The organism is Dyella sp., assembly GCF_051954575.1.
GTDB lineage: Bacteria > Pseudomonadota > Gammaproteobacteria > Xanthomonadales > Rhodanobacteraceae > Dyella_B.
Map to the genome: position 1 here is coordinate 50,584 of NZ_JBQCHP010000080.1, position 21,458 is coordinate 72,041.

The 21,458-nt window shown below is 63.5% G+C and carries 26 protein-coding genes; 9 read left to right on the forward strand and 17 right to left on the reverse strand.

Features of this window, described 5'->3' with window-relative positions; all coding sequences use genetic code 11:
* Positions 1–287 precede the first annotated feature (287 nt).
* Positions 288–2,342 (forward strand): EAL domain-containing response regulator, encoded by a 2,055-nt coding sequence (locus tag ACTHNE_RS11090; RefSeq protein ID WP_440269281.1) that lies wholly within the window; start codon positions 288–290, stop codon positions 2,340–2,342.
* A gap of 135 nt (positions 2,343–2,477) precedes the next feature.
* Here ACTHNE_RS11090 and rplS read toward each other — a convergent pair whose 3' ends face one another.
* The 7 genes from rplS to ACTHNE_RS11125 form a co-directional block, all read right to left on the reverse strand.
* Positions 2,478–2,843, reverse strand: coding sequence for a 50S ribosomal protein L19 (gene rplS, locus ACTHNE_RS11095; protein ID WP_324947142.1), 366 nt, complete (start codon positions 2,841–2,843; stop codon positions 2,478–2,480).
* Positions 2,844–2,861: 18 nt separating this feature from the next.
* Complete coding sequence (trmD, locus tag ACTHNE_RS11100; RefSeq protein WP_324947144.1) at positions 2,862–3,647, reverse strand: tRNA (guanosine(37)-N1)-methyltransferase TrmD; 786 nt, start codon at positions 3,645–3,647, stop codon at positions 2,862–2,864.
* Positions 3,648–3,654: 7 nt separating this feature from the next.
* Positions 3,655–4,170: a ribosome maturation factor RimM gene (rimM, locus tag ACTHNE_RS11105; protein ID WP_324947146.1), complete on the reverse strand. Its 516-nt coding sequence runs from the start codon at positions 4,168–4,170 to the stop codon at positions 3,655–3,657.
* A 2-nt stretch (positions 4,171–4,172) separates the two neighbouring features.
* Positions 4,173–4,424 carry a 30S ribosomal protein S16 gene (gene rpsP / locus ACTHNE_RS11110; protein WP_192678481.1) on the reverse strand — a complete coding sequence of 84 codons (252 nt, stop codon included), beginning with the start codon at positions 4,422–4,424 and terminating at the stop codon, positions 4,173–4,175.
* Between the two features lie 204 nt (positions 4,425–4,628).
* Complete coding sequence (gene ffh / locus ACTHNE_RS11115) at positions 4,629–6,014, reverse strand: signal recognition particle protein (protein ID WP_440269282.1); 1,386 nt, start codon at positions 6,012–6,014, stop codon at positions 4,629–4,631.
* An 88-nt stretch (positions 6,015–6,102) separates the two neighbouring features.
* Positions 6,103–6,747, reverse strand: coding sequence for an SdpI family protein (locus tag ACTHNE_RS11120; RefSeq protein ID WP_440269283.1), 645 nt, complete (start codon positions 6,745–6,747; stop codon positions 6,103–6,105).
* A complete protein-coding gene (locus ACTHNE_RS11125) occupies positions 6,744–7,031 on the reverse strand; it encodes an autorepressor SdpR family transcription factor (protein ID WP_324947154.1) in 288 nt (95 codons plus the stop codon). Before ACTHNE_RS11125 ends, ACTHNE_RS11120 begins: the two co-directional genes overlap by 4 nt.
* Positions 7,032–7,151: 120 nt before the next feature.
* Between ACTHNE_RS11125 and ACTHNE_RS11130 the strand changes: the two genes are divergently transcribed.
* Positions 7,152–7,958, forward strand: a complete 807-nt coding sequence (locus ACTHNE_RS11130; protein WP_324947156.1) for a cytochrome C assembly family protein — start codon at positions 7,152–7,154, stop codon at positions 7,956–7,958.
* Positions 7,959–7,964: 6 nt separating this feature from the next.
* Here ACTHNE_RS11130 and radA read toward each other — a convergent pair whose 3' ends face one another.
* From radA to ACTHNE_RS11175, 9 genes are all read right to left on the reverse strand, one after another.
* The gene (gene radA / locus ACTHNE_RS11135) at positions 7,965–9,344 is read right to left on the reverse strand and encodes a DNA repair protein RadA (protein ID WP_324947157.1); all 1,380 of its coding nucleotides are present in this window, start codon (positions 9,342–9,344) and stop codon (positions 7,965–7,967) included.
* Positions 9,345–9,455: 111 nt separating this feature from the next.
* Positions 9,456–9,764 (reverse strand): type II toxin-antitoxin system RelE/ParE family toxin, encoded by a 309-nt coding sequence (locus tag ACTHNE_RS11140; protein ID WP_324947159.1) that lies wholly within the window; start codon positions 9,762–9,764, stop codon positions 9,456–9,458.
* Positions 9,765–9,778: 14 nt separating this feature from the next.
* On the reverse strand, positions 9,779–10,054 hold the full coding sequence (locus ACTHNE_RS11145) for a type II toxin-antitoxin system Phd/YefM family antitoxin (protein ID WP_324947161.1): 276 nt from the start codon (positions 10,052–10,054) through the stop codon (positions 9,779–9,781).
* 51 nt (positions 10,055–10,105) lie between these two features.
* Positions 10,106–11,194: an alanine racemase gene (gene alr / locus ACTHNE_RS11150; RefSeq protein ID WP_324947164.1), complete on the reverse strand. Its 1,089-nt coding sequence runs from the start codon at positions 11,192–11,194 to the stop codon at positions 10,106–10,108.
* A gap of 122 nt (positions 11,195–11,316) precedes the next feature.
* On the reverse strand, positions 11,317–12,708 hold the full coding sequence (locus ACTHNE_RS11155; protein ID WP_324947166.1) for a replicative DNA helicase: 1,392 nt from the start codon (positions 12,706–12,708) through the stop codon (positions 11,317–11,319).
* Between the two features lie 326 nt (positions 12,709–13,034).
* Positions 13,035–13,487 (reverse strand): 50S ribosomal protein L9, encoded by a 453-nt coding sequence (gene rplI / locus ACTHNE_RS11160; RefSeq protein WP_324947168.1) that lies wholly within the window; start codon positions 13,485–13,487, stop codon positions 13,035–13,037.
* 101 nt (positions 13,488–13,588) lie between these two features.
* Entirely contained in the window at positions 13,589–13,819 is a 231-nt protein-coding gene (rpsR, locus tag ACTHNE_RS11165; RefSeq protein ID WP_324148854.1) for a 30S ribosomal protein S18, read from the reverse strand.
* Between the two features lie 17 nt (positions 13,820–13,836).
* Positions 13,837–14,265, reverse strand: coding sequence for a 30S ribosomal protein S6 (gene rpsF, locus ACTHNE_RS11170; RefSeq protein WP_324947172.1), 429 nt, complete (start codon positions 14,263–14,265; stop codon positions 13,837–13,839).
* A gap of 239 nt (positions 14,266–14,504) precedes the next feature.
* Positions 14,505–14,831, reverse strand: a complete 327-nt coding sequence (locus ACTHNE_RS11175) for a HesB/IscA family protein (RefSeq protein WP_324947174.1) — start codon at positions 14,829–14,831, stop codon at positions 14,505–14,507.
* A gap of 129 nt (positions 14,832–14,960) precedes the next feature.
* On the opposite strand from ACTHNE_RS11175, the gene asnS reads away from it, so the two are divergent.
* From asnS to ACTHNE_RS11210, 7 genes are all read left to right on the forward strand, one after another.
* Positions 14,961–16,361 carry an asparagine--tRNA ligase gene (gene asnS, locus ACTHNE_RS11180; RefSeq protein WP_324947176.1) on the forward strand — a complete coding sequence of 467 codons (1,401 nt, stop codon included), beginning with the start codon at positions 14,961–14,963 and terminating at the stop codon, positions 16,359–16,361.
* 14 nt (positions 16,362–16,375) lie between these two features.
* A complete protein-coding gene (locus ACTHNE_RS11185) occupies positions 16,376–17,176 on the forward strand; it encodes a MalM family protein (protein ID WP_324947178.1) in 801 nt (266 codons plus the stop codon).
* A complete protein-coding gene (locus ACTHNE_RS11190) occupies positions 17,173–17,496 on the forward strand; it encodes a hypothetical protein (protein WP_324947181.1) in 324 nt (107 codons plus the stop codon). Before ACTHNE_RS11185 ends, ACTHNE_RS11190 begins: the two co-directional genes overlap by 4 nt.
* A gap of 31 nt (positions 17,497–17,527) precedes the next feature.
* Positions 17,528–18,319 carry an SDR family oxidoreductase gene (locus ACTHNE_RS11195; protein ID WP_324947183.1) on the forward strand — a complete coding sequence of 264 codons (792 nt, stop codon included), beginning with the start codon at positions 17,528–17,530 and terminating at the stop codon, positions 18,317–18,319.
* A gap of 42 nt (positions 18,320–18,361) precedes the next feature.
* Positions 18,362–19,816, forward strand: coding sequence for an aldehyde dehydrogenase (locus tag ACTHNE_RS11200; RefSeq protein WP_440269284.1), 1,455 nt, complete (start codon positions 18,362–18,364; stop codon positions 19,814–19,816).
* A 177-nt stretch (positions 19,817–19,993) separates the two neighbouring features.
* Positions 19,994–20,662, forward strand: coding sequence for a carbonate dehydratase (gene can / locus ACTHNE_RS11205; RefSeq protein ID WP_324947187.1), 669 nt, complete (start codon positions 19,994–19,996; stop codon positions 20,660–20,662).
* The gene (locus ACTHNE_RS11210; protein WP_440269285.1) at positions 20,659–21,090 is read left to right on the forward strand and encodes a RidA family protein; all 432 of its coding nucleotides are present in this window, start codon (positions 20,659–20,661) and stop codon (positions 21,088–21,090) included. Before can ends, ACTHNE_RS11210 begins: the two co-directional genes overlap by 4 nt.
* 55 nt (positions 21,091–21,145) lie before the next feature.
* Here the strand turns inward: ACTHNE_RS11210 and ACTHNE_RS11215 are convergent, their stop codons facing one another.
* Positions 21,146–21,370, reverse strand: a complete 225-nt coding sequence (locus tag ACTHNE_RS11215; RefSeq protein ID WP_324947190.1) for a hypothetical protein — start codon at positions 21,368–21,370, stop codon at positions 21,146–21,148.
* Positions 21,371–21,458: the final 88 nt, after the last annotated feature.

The window sequence follows — 21,458 nt, forward strand, 5'->3', positions numbered from 1 at the left end:
TCGTCACCAATGGATGCATTGATGCTGGCGAGGCTGGGCGGAATCCGTTAAAACAACAGGGATGCTCTGCTTCACCCTGCACGGGCGTAAGTGGTTCTGTCCGTTCGCAGGCCACAGGACCATCGGCGAAGGCGGGCGGCCGTCTATCGAGGTGATGGGTCCAAGGCATGCGAACACATGGCGCCGCTGATGGTTGTGCAGAGCGAACCTGATCATCCCCCTGTGCCGGCTAGCCCTCGGATGCCTTCCGCGCGAGCAGCCTTATCGAAGGAAAGCACGACACGCCCATGAAGACAGACTCCGTCATCAAGATCCTCTTCATCGAAAGTTCGGTGGAGGACGCGGAACAGATCATCACCCTGTTGCGTAACGCCGGCACCGCCGTGCGCCCTACGCGGGCGACCACGCCTGAGCAGATCCAGGAGGCACTGACGGAACTCGGTCCCGACCTGGTGCTGTACAACCCGGCGATGAAGGGCTTGCCGCTGCGTGGCGTGATGCAGCAGATCGACGCCAGCTCCCGCGACATTGCCCTGATCGCCTGCGTGGCCAAGATCGACGAGCAGAGCGTCGCGGACATGTTCCAGGAAGGCGTGCATGGCGTCGGCTCGCGCAGCCAGCCCAAGCAGCTCATCACGGTGATCCGGCGCGAGTTCGAAGCACTTAATGCGCGGCGTCAGGTACGTCGGCTGGAAACCGCCCTGCGCGAATCGGAGCGTCGCTGCGACGCTCTGCTGGATTCCTCCAACGACCCGATCGCCTACGTGCACGAAGGCATGCACGTGCGCGCCAACCGTTCCTACCTGGACACTTTCGGCTACACCGAATTCGACGACTTGCTCGGCCTACCGGTGCTGGACCTGATCGGCCCTTCCGACGCGGACGCCTTCAAGAATCTGCTGCGCGCACTGTCCAAGGGCGAGAAAACTGAGCTCCGCCTGGAGCTCCACGCACGCCGCGCCGATGGCAGCACTTTTCCGGCCACGGCCGAGTTCGCGCACGCCACCTTCGAAGGCGAGCCCTGCCTGCAGATCGTGTTCCGCCGCCAGCAGATCGACCCAGCCCTGGTGGAGCAGTTGCAGCGCGATGCAGTCACCGGCCTGTTCAACCGCGCGCGCACGCTCGAATGCATCGACAACTCCGTCGCCGCGGCGAGCGAAGGCCGCAAGGGCCAGACGCTGCTGCTGATCGAACCGGACAACTGGGCGCCGATCGTCAACAACGTCGGGCTGGGCAAGGCGGACGAACTGCTGGCCGCGTTCGCACGCCGCGTAAGCGCGCAGCTCGGACAGGACGACATTGCCGGCCTGCTCGCCGACCACACCGTCGGCGTGATCCTGCATACGGAAACCGACGAGGCCATCCGCGCCTGGATCGATGACCTGCAGAAGGCCATTTCCAGCGAAATTTTTGATCTCGGCACCCAGTCGATCACGCTCACCGCCAGCATCGGCGGTAGTCTCCTTGGCGAAAAAAATGCCAACACCGACATGCTGCTGAACCAGGCCGGCCAGGCCTTGCGCAGCGCGCAGGGCCAGGGTGGCCACCGCAGCGAGTTGCACGATCCCGCCGCCAGGGAAAAGGCCGATGCCGAGCGCGAACGCAACTGGCTGAATCTGTTGCGTCGTGCGCTCACCCAGAACGAATTCGCGCTGTATCACCAACAGACCATCAGCCTGCAGGACGCCGAGGGCGACTACTCGGAAATCCTGCTGCGCATGAACGGGCCGCAGGGCGAAGTCTCGCCTGGCTTCTTCATGCCGATCGCCGAAAAGCACGGCCTCAACGCCGAAATCGACCGCTGGGTGCTCAACCAGGCGATCACCGCGCTGAAGGCGCGCGACCGGCATGGCATCCCGACCACCTTCTTCGTCAAGCTCACGCCCGATTCGATGCAGCCGCAGGCCAACCTGCTCCAGTGGCTGGACCGCGCGCTGAAGCAGGCCGCGCTCAAGCACGGCCGGCTGGTGCTGGAAATGACCGAAAGCAAGGTGGTGACGATGCTGCGCCCGGCGCAGGAATTCATCACCGCGTGGAAGAAGCTCGGCGGTTATTTCGCGCTGGAGCAGTTCGGCTCCGGCCTCAATTCCTTCCAGTTGCTCAACCACATCGACGCCGATTACCTGAAGATCGACCGCAGCTTCATGGCCGACCTGCCGCAGCACCCGGAAAACCAGAAGAAGATCACCGAAATCTGCACGCAGGCGCACGAAATGAAGCGCTTTGCGATAGCCGAATGGGTAGAAGACGCCGCCAGCACCTCACTGCTGTTCGCCTGTGGCGTGGATTTCGTGCAGGGCAACTTCCTGCAGGAGCCGCAGCCGCTGGTGGTGAACATGTAGGTTGGGGTGTAAACCCCAACGTCGCCATGGGTACGCCCCCGCGCCATGTCGGGGTTTGCACCCCGACCTACGAAACAAACAAAAGCCCCGCGGAGCGATCCGCGGGGCTTTTTGCATGATGCTGCAACCGTCGACTTAGTCGGCGGAGTTGGAAGCGGCGATGTCTTCCTTGATGCGCGCGGCCTTGCCTTCCAGGTTGCGCAGGTAGTACAGCTTGGCGCCACGCACCTTGCCCTTGCGCTTGACCTGCACCGATTCGATGCTCGGACTGTGCGCCTGGAACACGCGCTCCACGCCGGTGCCGTGCGAAATCTTGCGCACGGTGAAGGCCGAATGCAGGCCGCGGCTGCGCTTGGCAATCACCACGCCCTCGAACGCCTGCACGCGCTCGCGGTTGCCTTCCTTCACCTTGACGTTGACCACCACGGTGTCGCCAGGGCCGAACTCCGGCAGCTGGCGGGTGATCTGCTCGGCTTCGAACTGTTCGATGATCTTGTTCATGACAACACCTGTCTTTGTTCAATGACTGCGGTCTTCATCGGCCGCATCGTTTTGCCGTAGCTGTGCTTGAGCATGCTCACGGCGGAATTCATCCAACAGCGCTCGGGACTCTTTATCCAGCGCGCGCTGCGCCAATAAATCGGGACGCCTCAACCAGGTCCGTCCCAGCGATTGTTTCAGGCGCCAGCGGCGGATGGCCGCGTGATCGCCGGAAAGCAACACCTCCGGTACGTCACCCAGTGCGTCGTGCACCGGTTTCGCGTAGTGCGGACAATCCAGCAAGCCGTTCGAGAACGAATCCTGCTCGGCGGACTGCGCATCGTTCAACGCGCCTTCCTGCAAGCGGCCCACCGCGTCGATGATCACCGCGGCGCCCAGCTCGCCGCCGGACAACACATAGTCGCCGATGGACAGCTCCTCGTCGACCTCGTGCGCCAGCAAACGCTCGTCCACACCTTCGTAACGTCCGCAGAGCAGTGCGATGCGCGGAAACTTGGCCAGCGCTTCCACCCTGCCCTGCGTCAGCCGCGCTCCTTGCGGGCTGAGGTAAATCACATGCACCGGTTCCGGTGCCGCCGCACGCATCGCCGCGAGGGTTTTGCGCAACGGCTCGATCAGCATCACCATGCCGGGACCACCGCCGCAGGTGCGGCCATCCACGGTACGGTAGTTGTCGGTGGCGTAATCGCGCGGATTCCAGGCTTCCACCTGCAGCAGCTCGCGTTGCTGCGCGCGTCCTACGACACCAACGGCGGCACACTGGCGCATGAAGTCCGGAAACAGCGTGACGACATCGATGCGCATAGGATCCTCAGAACTCCGGATCCCAGTCCACCACCATGCGCCCGCCGGAAAGATCCACCGAACGCACGTAAACACCCTGGACGAAAGGAACCAGCCGCTCGCGCTCGCCGTCCCTTACCACCACCACATCGTTGGCGCCGGTCGCGAACAGGTGACTGACGCGTCCCAACGCTACGCCTTCGGTGGTGACGACCTCGAGTCCTTCGAGATCGACCCAGTAGTACTCATCCTTGCCGGGTGGCGGCAGCAGTTCGCGGGCGACGTAGATGTCCTGCCCAACCAGTGCCGCGGCGCCGTCCCGGTCGTCCACCCCGGGGAGCTGGGCGATGAGCCCTTTGCCCTGAGGCCGACCTTTGACACCTTCGATCTCCGTTTCCTGGCCCGGCGCCGTGGAGAGCAGCCAGGGCTGGTACTTGAAGATCTGCGTGCGTGGCTCGGTCCAGGATTCCACCTTGAGCCAGCCTTGCACGCCGTACAACCCGACGATGCGCCCCACCAGGACGCGCCGACCGGCTGCACTCATGCTCAGGCAGCCTGCTTGGCGGCTTCCTTCACCAGCGAGGCGACCTTGTCGCTCAGCTGGGCGCCCTTGGCCACCCACTCCTGCACGCGCGCGACGTTCAGCTCAAGGCGCTTGTCCTTGCCCGAGGCGACCGGGTTGTAGAAACCCACATTCTCGATGTTGCGGCCATCGCGCGCGCTGCGCGAGTCGGTCACAACCACGTGGTAGAACGGACGGCCCTTGGCGCCGCCGCGCGAAAGACGAATCTTGACCATAGTAAAAAGCTCCAGAGTTGCCGACTTGCCCGGCAAGCACGTCCTAGGCCGGACGCGGTAAACGCGACATTTTAATGAAATTTGGGGAAAAAGGAAGGGTTGGTCTGGCGGGAATCGCGAATCGTCAATCGGAAATGGTAAAAAGCGCCCGCTTGGGGCACCGCTCTTGACGATGGACGACTCCCGATTGGCGATTTCCGGCCTTCAGCGCCCCATCGGCGGAAAACCGCCGCCCATCCCGCCCATGCCCTTCATGGCCCCGCGCATCTGCCGCAGCAGCCCCTTGGTGCCGCCCTTGGACAGTTTGGACATCATCTTTTCCATCTGCATGTACTGCTTCAGCAAACGGTTGACGTCCGCCGGCTGCGTACCGGAGCCACGCGCCACGCGGGCACGGCGCGAACCGTTGAGCAGGTCCGGATGGCGGCGCTCCTTCTTGGTCATCGAGCCGATGATGGCGATCATGCGCTTGATCTCGCCGTCGTTGACCTTGGATTTGACGTTGTCCGGCAGCGAGGACACACCCGGCAGCTTGTCCATCAAGCCGGCCAGCCCACCCATGTTGTTCATCTGCTCGAGCTGGTCGCGCATGTCGTTGAGGTCGAAGCGCTTGCCTTTCATCACCTTGGTGGCGAGCTTCTGCGCTTTTTCCTGGTCGACCTTGCGCTCCACCTCCTCCACCAGCGAGAGCACGTCGCCCATGCCCAGGATGCGCTGCGCGACGCGGTCCGGATAGAACGGCTCCAGCGCATCGGTCTTCTCGCCCGCGCCCAGGAACTTGATCGGCCGGCCGGTGACGTAGCGTACCGACAGCGCCGCACCGCCGCGGGCGTCGCCATCGGTCTTGGTCAGTACCACGCCGGTGAGCGGCAGCGCCTCGGCAAAGGCCTTGGCGGTATTGGCCGCGTCCTGGCCGGTCATCGAGTCGACCACGAACAGGGTTTCGATCGGGGTGATCGCGGCGTGCAGGGCCTTGATCTCGGCCATCATCGCTTCGTCGACGTGCAGGCGGCCGGCGGTGTCGACCAGCAGCACGTCCATCACTTCCTTGCGCGCGGCGGCAATGGCTGCCTTGGCGATGTCGACCGGGTTCTGGCTGCCCTCGGATGGGAAGAAGTGCACGCCGACCTGTTCGGCCAGCGTGCGCAACTGCTCGATGGCGGCGGGACGATAAACGTCGCAGCTCACCACCATCACGCGCTTTTTCTTGCGCTCGGTGAGGAAACGCGCCAGCTTGGCGACGGTGGTGGTCTTGCCCGCGCCCTGCAGGCCCGCCATCAGCACCACCGCCGGCGGCTGCTGCGCGAGGTTCAGTTCGGCATTGGCGGTGCCCATCAGTGCCGTCAGCTCGTCGCTGACCACCTTCACCAGCGCCTGGCCGGGCGACAGGCTCTTGAGCACCTCCTGGCCGACGGCGCGCACCTTCACGCGTTCGATCAACGCCTGCACCACCGGCAGCGCCACGTCAGCTTCCAGCAGGGCAATGCGCACTTCGCGCAGCGATTCGCGGATGTTTTCCTCGGTCAATCGGCCGCGGCCGCGCAGGCGGTTGACGGTGGCGGAGAGGCGTTGGCTGAGCGACTCGAACATGGCTATGGGATGGGCAGGGCAAATGGACTGGCAAATATACCAGAGCTGGGCGTTTCCCCAGGATTAGCCCGCCATCACAGGCTCCATGTTAGTGATGCAACTCCAGACGTCGATAGGCGATATACGAGTAGACCGTCAACGCCAGCGCAACGCCCAGGACGATCGCGACCAACACGCCAAGTGGCCCTCCTGCCAGCGCCAGAGCGATGCCAGCCGCACCCGCCAGCATGAACAGCCATCCACCCACGCGATGAGTGCGCTCCCACACCGCGTCGCTGGCAAGCGTCCACGGCGTACGGATACCGATGAAGAAATTCTTGCGCAGCTTGCCCAGGTAGTTGCCGACAATCATGAGCAGCGCACCGATCCCCAGCATGCTGATCAATGGCATCTGCACGGGGTGGCCTGCCGCATTCAAGAGCACGGCCAATGCGGTAACCAGCACGAACGCCTGCACCGCCAGCATGATGAGCGCGAAGATCGAACCGAAAGGCATGATGGCAAAGCCGCGCGGCGAAATGGCCGGCAACAACAGCGTAAGCATCGCAAGCACGGCGATCACGATCATCGGCGTCAGCATTGCGCCAAGCGGCGACATGTAGCCGTTGACCTGGCCTTGCGCATTCCAGTGCGTGGGCACGCGGGCCGGCATGTGCGGGGAAAGCCACACAAAAGCCAATAGCAAAATCAGCACAAACAAGGCCGAAATAAACAACGTACGTGCAGGTTTCATCGTTTGCCTCCTCGCGTCCCGGCGGATGGGAACAGGTCAAGCACCATGCGGGTAAGGTCTTCCATCACGGTGCTGTTGAGCGAATAGACGATGTACTGGCCGCGCCGCTCGGTACGCACGAGATCCGCGTGCTTGAGCACGGTGAAGTGATGCGAGAGCGATGCGCCGGTAATGTCGAAAGCCTCGCCGATTTCGCCCGCGCTCATCGGCCCACCCTGCAGGCGCTTGAGGATGGCGCGGCGAGTGGGATCGGCGAGAGCGCGGAACACGGCTTGCTGCTTCATGCGTCAACGGCTTCGATCAGATGCCTAGATATTTAGACAAATTTCTAAATATCGCAAGTGCCAGCATGCGAACCCTCTCACGTTCACCCGGCCGCCTGCCCTGTGCCACACTTGCACGCCATGCTTACCGCCCTCGCCGTTTTCGCCATAGCCTGTTACCTGCTTGCCAGCGGACTGCTGGCGTGGCCGTTGTTCGACGGCAAGGGCGGACCGACGAAGCTGGCGCGCCCCGCCCTGGTGGTCGGCACGCTCGCGGTCGCCGCGCACGCTGCATGGCTGCTCGCGGCGCATCGCGGTGCGCTGGATCTGCATTTCTTTGCAGCCCTCTCCTTGGTGGCGTGCGTGGTGTCGGCATTGACGCTGGCGGTGAACCTCACTCGCCCGGTCGTGGCGCTGGGCGTGATCGTGTTTCCGCTCAGCGCGCTGCTGTTGTTCGTCGACAGCTTTTTCGCGCCGCCCACCCTGCCAATGGCGATGGACTGGCAGATCAAACTGCACGTCACGGTGGCGCTGCTCGCCTTCAGCGTGCTCTCCATCGCGGCGGCCATGGCGATCCTGCTGGCGATCCAGGAGCGTGCACTGCGGCATCGCCACATCACGCCCTGGTTGACCGCCCTGCCGCCGCTGACGCTCACCGAATCGCTGCTGTTTCGCCTGATCGGCGCCGGTTTCGTGCTGCTCACGGTGGCGTTGCTTACCGGCATCCTGTTCGTCAGCAACCTGTTCGGCCAGCATCTGGTGCACAAGACCGTGCTGTCGATCATCGCCTGGCTGGTGTTCGGCGCCCTGCTCTACGGCCGCTGGCGGCACGGCTGGCGCGGACGCAGCGCGGTGAATCTCACCTTGATCGGCATGAGCGTGCTGGTGCTGGCGTTCTTCGGCTCGAAGTTCGTGCTGGAAGTAGTTCTGCACCGCGCGGTGGATTGAGCGCATTCAACGGCAGGCATCGATCGCCTGCGACAGCCGCTCCACGCCGATCACTTCCATTTCGCCGACGCGCCCTTTCTTGCTCGCATTCGCCTTCGGCACGATCGCGCGCTGAAAACCATGATGCGCCGCCTCCTTCAGGCGATCCTCGCCGTTCGGCACCGGGCGAATTTCGCCGGACAGGCCGACTTCGCCGAAGGCGATGGTTTTTTCCGGCAGCGGGCGATCGCGCAGCGAGGACAGCACCGCCAGCAGCACGGGCAGATCGGCAGCGGTTTCCTGCACGCGAATGCCGCCGACGACATTGACGAACACATCCTGGTCGTACGCCGCTACGCCGCCGTGCCGGTGCAACACCGCCAGCAGCATGGCCAAACGGTTCTGCTCCAAGCCCAACGCGACGCGCCGTGGATTGCCCAGCGAGGATTGATCCACCAGCGCCTGCACTTCCACCAACAGCGGCCGCGTGCCTTCGCGCGTGACCATCACCGCGCTGCCCGAGGTGGGACCGCTATGCGCGGAAAGAAAAATCGCGGAGGGATTGGGCACCTCGCGCAAGCCTTTTTCGGACATCGCGAACACGCCCAGTTCGTTCACCGCGCCAAAGCGGTTCTTGAACGCGCGCAGCACCCGGAAACGGCTGCCCGATTCGCCCTCGAAATACAGCACGGCATCGACCATGTGCTCGAGCACGCGCGGCCCGGCAATGCCGCCTTCTTTGGTAACGTGGCCGACCAGGAACACCGACGTGCCGGTTTCCTTGGCGAAGCGCGTCAGCTTCGCCGCCGATTCGCGCACCTGGCTTACTGAACCCGGCGCCGCGGTAAGCAGATCGGTCCAGATGGTCTGGATCGAATCGATCACCAGCACACGCGGGCGTGTCGCGGCGACCTGATCGAGAATACGCTCGATGCCCGTTTCGGCCAGCGCATGCAACGGTTGCAACGGCAGGTCAAGACGCTGCGCGCGCGCCGCCACTTGCGCCAGCGATTCCTCGCCGGTGACGTACACGCTGGACAGTTTCTCGCCGAGCTTGCCCAGCATCTGCAACAGCAGCGTGGACTTGCCGATGCCGGGATCGCCGCCGATCAACACCACCGAGCCATCGACCAGACCGCCGCCGAGCACACGGTCCAGCTCGCCGATGCCGGTGAGCGTGCGCGACTCGGCCGTTACGAGCACTTCAGTGAGCGGGGTGACGCGCGCTGCGCCATTGGCCACGCCGGCATAGCCGCTTTGCCTTGCTGCGCCAGCCGATTTCGATGCCGGCTGCACCACGAATTCCGACAACGTGTTCCACGCGCCGCATTCCACGCACTGCCCTTGCCATTTGTTGTGTTCGGCGCCGCAATCGGCGCAGACGTAGGCGGTTTTGGCTTTAGCCATGATGACGGTATTTAAAATGCGGTGAGGAGAGCTTAGCGTGCGGTGATCGCACGTCGCGAGACATTTCGTCCCTGATTCACGCCGCTCCTGGGAACGCCACGCGTAGGCAGATCAGCCACTAAGCAAGCGCTGCTGAAGCAGCGAGCCCATATCGCGACGGCTGTCGGCAATCAAATGAATGACGATATCGCCATCCTCCATGCTGTAAATCACGCGCCAGGGAGGTTGAATGAGCTGTTTGTATTGCGTCAACCCAAGCGCGGCCAGCTCACGCGGCCTGCTTCCCCGATCCGGAAACTCGGCCAGCGCATTGGCAAGACTCAAAATGCGATCGGCGATGCGCTCGGCCTGTGCGATCGAATCATGTTCGGCGATGTAATGACAGATATCTTCGAGGTCCAGCCTGGCATCGTCGGTCACCAGGACTCGACAGGTCATTCTTGTTTCCAACGTTTGCGCAAGCCCGCCACCACTTCTTCAATCGGGGTGACCTTGCCTTCTTCGACCTGTCGCTTGCCCCGCGCAAGTATCTTCAGCAAGGCGAGCGTTTCCTGGTTCTTTTCGTAAGAAGCGATGTCCTGGATCACCGCCTTGGCCTCGCCATTCTGCGTAATGATCATCGGCTCATGCGTTTCGGCGAGCTTCTCCAGCACCTCCGCCGCGTTCGCCTTGAGGTAACTGATCGGCTTGATTTGCGATGCCAGGCCCATGGCCGTCTCCGTTTGCAAGTGGACCGAATATAGCCCTTTATCGGTCCTTCCTCAACGATCGTCCTCGACGAACAGTACGCGACGCGTCATGCCGCATGTGAGGTCATAGCTGATGGTGCCGGCCTGGGAGGCGACGATTTCCACCGGCAGCTCCGGTCCCCACAGCGTTACGCGATCGCCCACTTTGGCGTCGGGCGCGCTGCGCAAATCCAGCGTGATCAGGTCCATCGATACACGCCCGACCAGCGGCACGCGCCGATCGCCGACCAGCACCGGCGTGCCGGCCACGACGCTGCGCGGATAGCCGTCGCCATAGCCGACCGCCGCCACGCCCACCGACATATCTTCCGGGCATTCCCACAGGCCGTTGTAGCCGATGCGTTCGCCGCGCTTGATGTGATTGATGGCGATCAGTCGCGTGGACAGTGTCATCGCGGCATGGAAGCCGAAATCGGCGCCGCTTTTTCCCTCCACCACGGACAGGCCATACAGCAGGCCACCGGTACGTACCCAATCGCCGCGTGCATCGGGCCAGCCCAGCACCGCGGCCGAATTGGATAGCGAGCGTGGGCCAGCCAGCCCGCGCGTAGCCGTTTGAAAACGTTCGAGCTGCTGGCGAGTACGCTCGCCGTGGAATACCTCGGACTCGGCGAAATGCGTCATCAAGCCGATATCCGGATCGATGCCCGCCATGCTCGCCAATTGCGCGTGAACCTCCGCGACGCGCTCGGGCGCAAAGCCGAGCCGGTGCATGCCGCTGTCGACCTTCAGCCAAACGCGCAAACGGCCGCGCGTCGGCGAGGCTTCCGACAACCAACGCAACTGGCTCTCATGGTGAATGGCCGCATCCAGCGCCAGCCGCTGCATTTCCGCGATATCGCCGGGCTGATCCGGGCCCGACAGCACCACGATGCGCTGACGATGGCCTGCCGCACGCAAACGCAAACCATCGCCCAGCGACGCCACCGCAAACGCATCGGCATCGCCATCCAGCGCGCGCGCGACGCGCTCCAGGCCGTGACCGTAGGCATCGGCCTTGACCACCGCCATCACCTTGGCGGGCGCAGCCAACTCACGGATTCGCGCAAGGTTGTGGCGCAATGCGCCCAGATGAATGGTGGCGACGGTGGTACGGCTCATGCTCCGGACTGCTTGTGGTGGTTAGCTGAAAAGCGAACCATGCCAGGCCCGCTGGCGCACAGCGTAGCGGGCCGCGCGTGGCCGGTCAGGGCGAAGAGATGGCCGTGCGCGGGCAGCACGCGCTAGAAATGCCCGGTGTACGAATCGGGGCTGTAGTTCTCGAACTTGGTGTAGTGGCCGAGGAAGGTCAGCTTCACCGTATCCGTCGGGCCGTTACGCTGCTTGCCAATGATGATTTCGGCCAAGCCTTTATCCGGCGATTCCTTGTTGTAGTACTCGTCGCGGTAGATGAACATGATCACGTCGGCGTCCTGCTCGATAGCGCCCGATTCGCGCAGGTCCGACATCATCGGGCGTTTGTCCGCACGCTGTTCCAGCGAGCGGTTCAACTGCGACAGCGCGATCACCGGCACGTTGAGTTCCTTGGCCAGGCCCTTCAGCGAACGCGAGATTTCCGAGATTTCGGTGGCGCGGTTTTCCTTGTTGCCAGGCACCTGCATCAGCTGCAGGTAGTCGATCACGATCAGGCCAAGGCCGCCGTGTTCGCGCGCCAGGCGCCGCGCGCGCGAACGCAGTTCAACTGGCGAAAGGCCCGGCGTGTCGTCGATGAAGATTTTCGCTTCGGACAAGAGCGCAATGGCGTTGGTGACACGCGGCCAGTCCTCTTCGGCCAGGTCGCCAGTGCGCAGGTGCTGCGCATGGATGCGGCCGACGGACGAGATCAGACGGAAGGCCAGCTGCGAAGCGGACATTTCCATCGAAAAGATCGCCACCGGTTTCTTCGCGCGCAACGCGCAGGCTTCGGCGATGTTGACTGAAAAGGCGGTCTTGCCCATTGATGGACGCGCCGCGACGATGATCAGGTCCGAGGGCTGCAAACCGGAAGTGAGATTGTCCAGATCGGAAAAACCTGTGGAGATGCCGGTGAGCTGGCCGCGGTTCTGGTAGCGCTCGTGCAATTGGCGGAAGGCGTCCTTTACCGCCTCGCGCATGGACACGGTGTCCTTCTTGCCGCGCGCACCCGATTCGGCGATGTGGAACACGCGTTGCTCGGCCGTTTCCAGCACTTCGTGCACGGTCTTGCCTTCGGGGCGATAACCGTCTTCGGTGATCGCGGTGCCGGCGTCGATCAGCTGCCGCAGCACGGATTTTTCGCGCACGATCTCGGCGTACGCAATGATGTTGGCCGCACTCGGCGTGCTGTTGGCCAGCTCCACCAGATAGCTGGCGCCGCCAACCATCTCGGCCAGCCCGTTGGCTTCGAACCAGTCGCCCAGCGTGATCGCATCGCAGGGCATGCCCTTATCGGCCAGTTCGGTGATGGCGCGCCAGATCAGGCGATGATCCTTGCGATAGAAATCCTGTTCGCCCAGCTTGTCGGCGACGCGGTCGATCGCGTCGGCGGCCAGCATCAAGCCCCCCAGTACCGCCTGCTCGGCATCGATGGAGTGCGGCGGTACGCGCAGGGCCTCGACGGCGCTATGGGCGGATTTGCGTTCGGGGACGAAGGACATGGACATTCCCTGTAGCAAGTGGGGCGCGCAAAGCCGTGTAGGCAGACACAAGCTGCGAGCATACGCGTTGGCGTCTCACGGAACGAGATGGAAAGCTGTGGAAAACTTGTGGAAGTTTGGGGATAACCCGGGAATCGGGAATCGGGAATCGGGAATCGGGAATCGGGAATCGGGAATCGGGAATCGGGAATCGGGAATCGGGAATCGGGAATCGGGGCAGCAAAAAAGGCACTCACGCTTCCGCACAAGTGCCTCCAGAAAATACCGCCTGATCAAGAAGGCGAGTCTTGCCCGCCTTTACGCGATTGACGATCCCGACTGACGGTTTACGCCTTCTCGGGAACCACGATCACCTTGACCGAGCTGTGCACGTCGGCATGCAGGCTGATCTGCACTTCGAACTCGCCGGTGTGGCGGATGGGGCCTTCGCCCTGGATCACTTCACCCTTGTGGATGTCGTGGCCAGCGGCCTGCAGGGCGTCGGCGATTTCGCGCGGACCCACCGAGCCGTACAGCTTGCCTTCCGGGCTGGCGTTGGCGGAGATCGTCACCGACACGTCGGCCAGCTTGGCCTTGCGGCTTTCGGCGCCGGTCAACAGGTTGTTGGCCTTGGCTTCGTATTCGGCGCGGCGCGCTTCGAACGCAGCCAGGTTTTCAGCGTTGACGCGCACGGCCTTGCCCTGCGGCAGCAGGTAGTTGCGGCCGTAGCCCGGCTTCACCTTGACCTTGTCGCCGAGGTTGCCGAGGTTGCGCACCTTTTCAAGCAGAATGAGTTCCATGATTGATTCCTCGATTCGTTAGCACCGGATGGGCCCGGCGCAGCCGTGGACGGTTGTCCGAAGGGAACTGCCGCCGCGTGGAAGCGGCGGCAGGTAAAGCATTAAACGTCGTGGTTGTCGGTGTACGGCAGCAGCGCCAGGAAGCGCGCGCGCTTGATGGCCGTGGCCAGCTGGCGCTGGTAGCGCGCCTTGGTGCCGGTGATGCGGCTGGGCACGATCTTGCCGTTCTCGGTGATGTACTGGCGCAAGGTGTTGAGATCCTTGTAGTCGATCTCTTTGACCTTTTCGGCCGTGAAGCGGCAGAACTTACGGCGGCGGAAGAACTTGGACATGGCGTTGGGCTCCTGGATCAGTCTTCGAGATCGGCGTCGTCGCTATCGGCGCGGCCGACACGGCGGTCATCGCCATCGCTGTCATCGTCACGACGACGGGAAGACTTGGCGTCGTCCTTTTCCTTGCTCTTGAGGATGAAGGACTGCTCGGTATCGGCGGCGTCGCGCTTGATCACCAAGTGGCGCAGCACGGCGTCGTTGAAGCGGAAGCCCGACTCCAGCTCGTTCAGCACACCCTGGCTCACTTCGATGTTGAGCATCACGTAGTGGGCCTTGGCCAGGTTCACGATCGGGTACGCCAGCTGGCGGCGGCCCCAGTCTTCCAGGCGGTGGATCTTGCCGCCGTCGGAGGCGATCAGCGCCTTGTAGCGCTCGATCATCGCCGGAACCTGTTCGCTCTGGTCGGGATGGACCAGGAATACAACTTCGTAATGACGCAAGGTCATTGGGAAACTCCTTATGGATGCGACCCTTGCGGGCCTCGCAGCCTCCCGCGACAGGCGGTGAGGCAAGGGCTGCACTGCGCCTGTTTGGCGTAGGCAGAAGCGGAATTGTAAGCGGGGTGAGCGAGGTGGCGCAAGTCATTGAATGGGCTGGACGTGCCCGTGAGTGCGGCATCCTCGCGAGATTGGCCCCTCACCCCGACCCTCTCTCCTAAGGGGAGAGGGGGAAATAAGGTGGGCGCTCAGCCGACCGTAAAGCTCTCGCCGCAACCGCATTCGCCGGTGGCGTTGGGATTGCGGAAGACGAAGCTGGCGTTGAGGCCCTGGCGCTGGAAGTCGATCTCGGTGCCTTCCACCAGCGGCAGGCTCTTGGTATCGACGATCACCGGCACGCCATCGATCTGGAAGGTCTGGTCGTCATCGCCGACGCGCTCGGCCAGATCCACCACATAGGCGAAACCCGAGCAGCCGGTGCGCTTCACCCCGAAGCGGACACCCGCGGCGGAGGGCGATTGCGCAAGGAACTGGCGCATGCGTTGGTTGGCGGAGGGAGTGATCGAGATGGTCATGGCTACGGCGGTTCGGATCGGCACGTGAGTGCGCAAGGCATGTCGCAGTGCGGCACGACTACATTATCATGCCCGCTTCGCCTTTCGCGCTCATCACCAGATGGGCGCCTTCCCGAGGAGTTTCAATCCATGACGGTGGTCAGCGTCAAACAGGCCCTTTCCGGCAAGCTCGAGGCCGGCAGCAAGGTGACCGTGCGCGGCTGGGTGCGCACGCGCCGCGATTCCAAGGCGGGCCTGTCGTTCGTGAATATCAGTGACGGCTCCTGCTTCGATCCGATCCAGGCGGTGGTGCCGGCCACCCTCGGCAACTACGAGAGCGAGGTGAAGCATCTCACCGCCGGCGCCGGTGTGATCGTCAACGGCACGCTGGTGCCCTCCCAGGGCAAGGGCCAGAGCTTCGAACTGCAGACTGAAAGCGTGGTGGTCACCGGTTTCGTCGACGATCCGGAAACCTATCCGATCCAGCCCAAGCAGCACTCGATGGAGTTCCTGCGCGAAGTGGCGCACCTGCGCCCGCGCACCAACCTGTTCGGCGCGGTGACGCGCGTGCGCCACACGATGATGACGGCGATCCACCGCCACCTCACCGAGCAGGGTTTCTTCTGGATCAACACGCCGATCATCACCACTTCCGACGCCGAGGGCGCCGGCGACATGTTCCGCCTGTCCACGCTGGACCTGGCCAACCTGCCGCGCGACGAGAAGGGCAAGATCGATTTCCGCAAGGATTTCTTCGGCCGCGAAGCGTTCCTTACCGTGTCCGGCCAGCTCAATGTGGAGGCCTACTGCCTGGCGATGAGCAAGGTCTACACCTTCGGCCCCACCTTCCGTGCGGAAAACTCCAACACGCCGCGCCACCTGGCCGAATTCTGGATGGTCGAGCCCGAGATCGCCTTCGCCGACCTGTCCGCCGATGCCGACTGCGCGGAGAGCTTCCTCAAGGCGATCTTCAAGGCCGTACTGGAAGAGCGCGCCGATGACATGGCGTTCTTCGCCGAGCGCGTGCTGCCCGAAGCGATCACCCGCCTGGAAACCTTCATCAGCCAGCCGTTCGAGCGCATCGATTACACCGACGCCATCGAGATCCTGAAGAAGTCCGGCCAGAAGTTCGAGTTCCCGGTGGTGTGGGGTGTGGACCTGCAGACCGAGCACGAGCGCTACCTGGCCGAGAAACATATCGGCCGTCCCGTGGTCGTCATGAACTACCCGGAACAGATCAAGGCCTTCTACATGCGCCTGAACGACGACGAGAAAACCGTGGCCGCGATGGACGTGCTGGCGCCGGGCATCGGCGAGATCATCGGCGGCAGCCAGCGCGAAGAGCGCCTGGACTACCTCGATCGCCGCATGGTCAAGTTCGGTCTCGATCCTGCCACGTACGGCTGGTACCGTGACCTGCGCCGTTACGGCACCGTGCCGCATGCGGGCTTCGGCCTCGGGTTTGAGCGTCTGCTTGTATATGTGTGCGGCCTGACCAATATCCGTGACGCCATTCCTTATCCACGTGCGGCAGGGAGCGCCGACTTCTGATCCCCGAAGACCTCATGCGCTTTCGACTGGTACTGCTCACCCTCGCTTCCGTGCTGCTGCTTGCCGCTTGCCATAGCGTCAAGCTGCCGAAGCTGCCGCTGCCCACCGATCTGCTGCCGCAGGCGCAGCCGATCCGGCCGCTCGCCGACGCCAAGAAAATCCTGCAGGACGCCACGCCGTGCTGCACGACCTTCGCCGATTTCTCCTACCAGATGCTGCTGCCATGGCGGCCGCAGCGCTTCCAGCTTGGCCCCGGCAGCCCGGTGGTTGCGATCAACAATTCGCGCAGCTATTTCTTGAGTTTCACCTTGCCGCCCGACGTGAAACTGCCCTACACCATCGGCTTGAAATCGGAGCTGGTCGGGCGCTCCGTCACCAGCGGCAGTTATCTGTTCGCACCGACCGTGGTGCAACTGGATGAAACCTTCCAGCCGATCGATACGCAGGACGTGAAACTGTGCGAATACATGGGCTGGACCAATGACGAAAGCGGCGCTTTCGGCAGCGTGGAAGTCACCAGCAACAAGGCGCGCTACCTGGTGGTGTACAGCTCGGCCAAGCAGCAATCCGACAGCACCTACTGGGAACAATCGGCCAGCACCTTCTCCACCAGCACCACCACCAATACGCCTGCAGCAACCACCATCGGCGGCAGCTACAAGATCCAGCATGGCCCCGAAGGGGTGGTATGGGTCGGCATGATGGATCGCACCTACAAGGAAGCGGTCAGCAAGGCCGTATGCGGCAAGGCCCCGCAAGGCAATGGCCTGCTCAATTCGCTGGGTGCGGATCTTGGCCTGCGGAGAAGCCCTTGATTCCCTTTGCGCTCTATATTGGCCTGCTGGTGATCGGCCTGGTCTGCTTCATCACGCACGCCGTGTTGCCGTTTCGCATCGCCAAGCATCTGCGCGAGGACTACCCGCAACACTGGAAGGTGATCGTCGACACCGGCGGTGCGCAGGCTGCCCGCGGCCCGCAACTGTGGCTACGCATGCAGAACGTGTTGCGCTCCCCGGCCATCGCCGCCATCGACGATGCCGCGATCACGCGCCTGTGGCGCATCTGGCGCTACAGTCAATGGCTGGCCTGGGGCTGCTGGCTGGGTGCCCTGGCGATGCAGTGGCGCAGCCGCTGACACATTAAGCAGGCTCTAATCGGGAGAGCACATGGATTTGAATCTGCGCGGCCGTCACGCCCTGGTGTGCGGCGCATCGCAAGGCATTGGGCACGCCGCGGCGATCGAGCTGGCCGAACTCGGCGCCGACATCACCCTGCTGGCGCGCTCCGCCGATAAGCTGGCCGCGCTCGCCGACAACCTGCCGCGCACGCATGCCGCGCAACGCCATGGCTGGCGCAGCGTCGACATGCTCGATTCCGAAGCCCTGCATGTCGCGGCAGCCGACCTGGTGCTGACCCGGCCGGTGCATATCCTGGTCAACAACACCGGTGGCCCGCCCGGCGGCGCCATCCACAGCGCCGAATCCAGCGCGTTCGAGAACACTTTCCGCCAGCACGTGCTGGCCGCCCATACGCTGTTGCAGGCGGTGCTGCAAGGCATGCGCGACAGCGGCTACGGACGCGTGGTGAACGTCATCTCCACCTCGGTCAAGGAACCGATCGCCGGACTCGGCGTATCCAACACCGTGCGCGCTGCGATGGCCGCCTGGGCCAAGACGCTGTCGGGCGAACTGGCGGCCGACGGCATCACTGTCAACAATGTGCTGCCTGGCTACACACGCACCGCCCGGCTGGACGGACTGCTCGCCGTACAGGCGCAGAAAACCGGGCGCAGCGAGCAGGAGCTGGCCAAGGAGATGGCGGCAGCGGTTCCCGCGCGCCGTTTCGGCGAACCCGGGGAAATTGCCGCCGTGATCGCGTTCCTGTGCACGCCGGCCGCGGCCTACGTCAACGGCGTGAGCATCGCGGTCGACGGTGGCCGGACCAAGGCACTGAGCTAGCGTCCGGTGCAATCCACCGCTTCTGGTCCTAAGCTTGCAGGGATGCCAAGCACTCGCCTCGCCAATCTCATCGATGGTCGCCTCGCGGCGCCGTTGGACGATCACTGGCTGGATGTCTATGAACCGGCCACCGGCGCCGTGTTTGCGCAATGTCCCGATTCCAGCGCTGCCGATGTGGCCGCCGCCGTGTACGCCGCGCAGCGGGCGGCGCCGGGATGGGCGGCGACGCCGGCCGACACGCGAGCGCAGTTGCTGCATCGGCTGGCCGACCTGATCGAAGCGCGCCTCGACGAATTCGCCGCCCTGGAATCGCGCGACAGCGGCAAGCCGGTATCGCTCGCCCGGCGCCTGGACATTCCCCGCGCCGTTTCCAACCTGCGCTTCTTCGCCGCCGCCATCGTCGCCTGGGAGAGCGAAGCGCACGCGATGGAAACCGGCGCGATCAACTACACCCTGCGCCATCCGCTCGGCGTGGTCGGCTGCATCAGTCCGTGGAATCTGCCGCTATATCTGTTCACCTGGAAAATCGCGCCGGCGCTGGCCAGCGGCAACGCGGTGATCGCCAAGCCATCGGAAATCACGCCGTGCACCGCCGCCCTGCTCGGCGAACTCAGCATCGAAGCGGGCTTTCCGCCGGGCGTGCTGAACATCGTGCAAGGGCGCGGCCCGGCCACCGGCCAGGCGATCGTGGAGCATCCCGCGGTGAAAGCCATTTCCTTCACCGGCAGCACACGCACCGGCGCCAGCATTGCGGCGACCGCTGCGCCGCAGTTCAAGAAACTTTCGCTGGAACTGGGCGGCAAAAATCCCGCGATCGTGTTTGCCGATGCGGAGCTCAGCGACGAAAACCTCGACACCATCGTGCGCTCCGGTTTCGCCAACCAGGGCGAGATCTGCCTGTGCGGCTCACGCCTGCTGGTACAGCGTTCGATCTATGACAGTTTTCGCGAGCGCTATCTGGCCAAGGTCAACGCGTTGCGCGTCGGTGATCCGCAGCAAGCCAGCAGCGATCTCGGCGCGCTGGTGTCACGCGAACATTTCGACAAGGTGATGCGCTGCATCGCGCAAGCGCGCGACGAAGGCGGACGCATACTTTGCGGCGGCAACGCATTGCAACTCGAAGGGCGCTGCGCCGACGGCTGGTTCATTGCACCCACGGTGATCGAAGGTTTGTCGAACGACACGCTCACCAACCAGCAGGAAATCTTCGGCCCGGTCGTCACGCTGATTGCATTCGATGACGAAGCCGACGCGCTCGCCATCGCCAACGGTACCGGCTACGGGCTTGCCGCGTCGCTTTGGACCGGCGATCTGTCGCGCGCGCATCGCATGGGCGCGCAGCTGGAGTTCGGCATCGTGTGGATCAACTGCTGGCTGCTGCGCGACCTGCGCACGCCGTTTGGCGGCAGCAAGCAATCCGGTGTCGGGCGCGAAGGCGGCGTCGAAGCGCTGCGTTTCTTCACCGAGCCGCGCAACGTGTGCATTCGCTATCTGTGAACTGTGAACTGTGAACTGTGAACTGTGAACTGTGAATCGTGAATCGTGAATCGTGAATCGTGAATCGTGAATCGTGAATCGTGAATCGTGAAAAGCGTATACCCAAAGCCAAGGCAGGCAACCAGCCTGCTGTCTTCGATTGACGATTGACGACTCCCGACGTTAGAGGAAACTGCCTTGACCAATCCCCTACAAGAACTGATCGACAGTAACCGCCGCTGGTCGGCCGCCGTCACCGAAGCCGATCCGAAATTCTTCGAGCGGCTCGCCAAGCAGCAATCGCCCAAGTACCTGTGGATCGGCTGTTCCGATTCGCGCGTGCCGGCCACGCAGATCGTGGACCTGCCCCCTGGCGAGATCTTTGTACAGCGCAATGTCGCCAATGTGGTCTCGCACACCGACCTCAACTGCTTGAGCACCATCCAGTTCGCGGTGGACGCGCTGAAGGTGGAACACATCATCGTGGTCGGCCATTACGGCTGCGGCGGCGTGCAGGCGGTGCTGGACGATGCGCGCCTGGGTCTGGTCGACAACTGGCTGCGCCATGTCGGCGATGTGGCGCATAAACACGTCGACAAGTTGACGAGCCTGGATTCGATGCCCCTGCGCAACATGCGCCTGTGCGAACTCAACGCGATCGAACAAGTGGTCAACGTGTGCCAGACCACCATCGTGATGGACGCCTGGGACCGCGGCCAGCCGCTTTCCGTGCACGCATGGTGCTACGGCCTTTCCAACGGCCACATGCATGACTTGGGCATGCACGTGTCTTCGCGCGAAGCGCTGCGCCCGGCGTACGAGCAGGCGCTGGAGCTGCTGATGCGTCGTTCGAAGGAACTGCGATGAGCGACGTGGTACGCACCGATGCCGCGCCCGTGCCGGTCGGTGCGTATCCGCACGCGCGCCGCGTGGGCAGCCTGCTGTTTCTTTCCGGCGTCGGGCCGCGCGAGCCGGGCAGCAACGCCATTCCCGGCAATGTCTACGACGCCGACGGCAAGCTGGCCGATTACGACATCGAACGGCAATGCCGGCAGGTGTTCGCGAACGTACGCGCCGTGCTCGAAGCCAGCGGCGCGCGCTGGGAAGACATGGTGGACGTCACCGTGTTCCTTACCGACATGGCGCGCGATTTTCCGGCCTACAACCGCCTGTATGCCGAGTACTTCAAGGGCGTGGACGCCTGCCGCACCACGCTGGGCATTACCGCGCTACCCACGCCGATCGCGATCGAATTGAAATGCGTGGCCGCGCTGCGGGCTTCATCGCAGCCATAAAAAAACCCGGGGGCCTGCGCCCGCCGGGTCTTTGCATCCGAATCGGATGAGAGGATTACTTGCCAGCGGTGCTGCTGGAAGCCGGAGCCATCTCTTCGCCGGTCTTCTTGTGCGACTTGGTGTGCGACTTATGGGTCGAGGACTTGTGGTGGGTGTGCTTGGCGGGGGCAGCCGAGGTCGAAGCGGGCGCCGGAGCAGCCGACGTGTCCTGGGCCAGCACCGAACCGGAAAGAGCGACACCTGCCACGAGCAGAGAAGCGATCGCAAGTTTACGCATCATGATCATGAGCCTCGAAATTTTGGTTGCCACGGACCCGGCCGGAACCCGGCTATCGCGGGCGGCGTGACGGCCCTAACAATGCAACCAC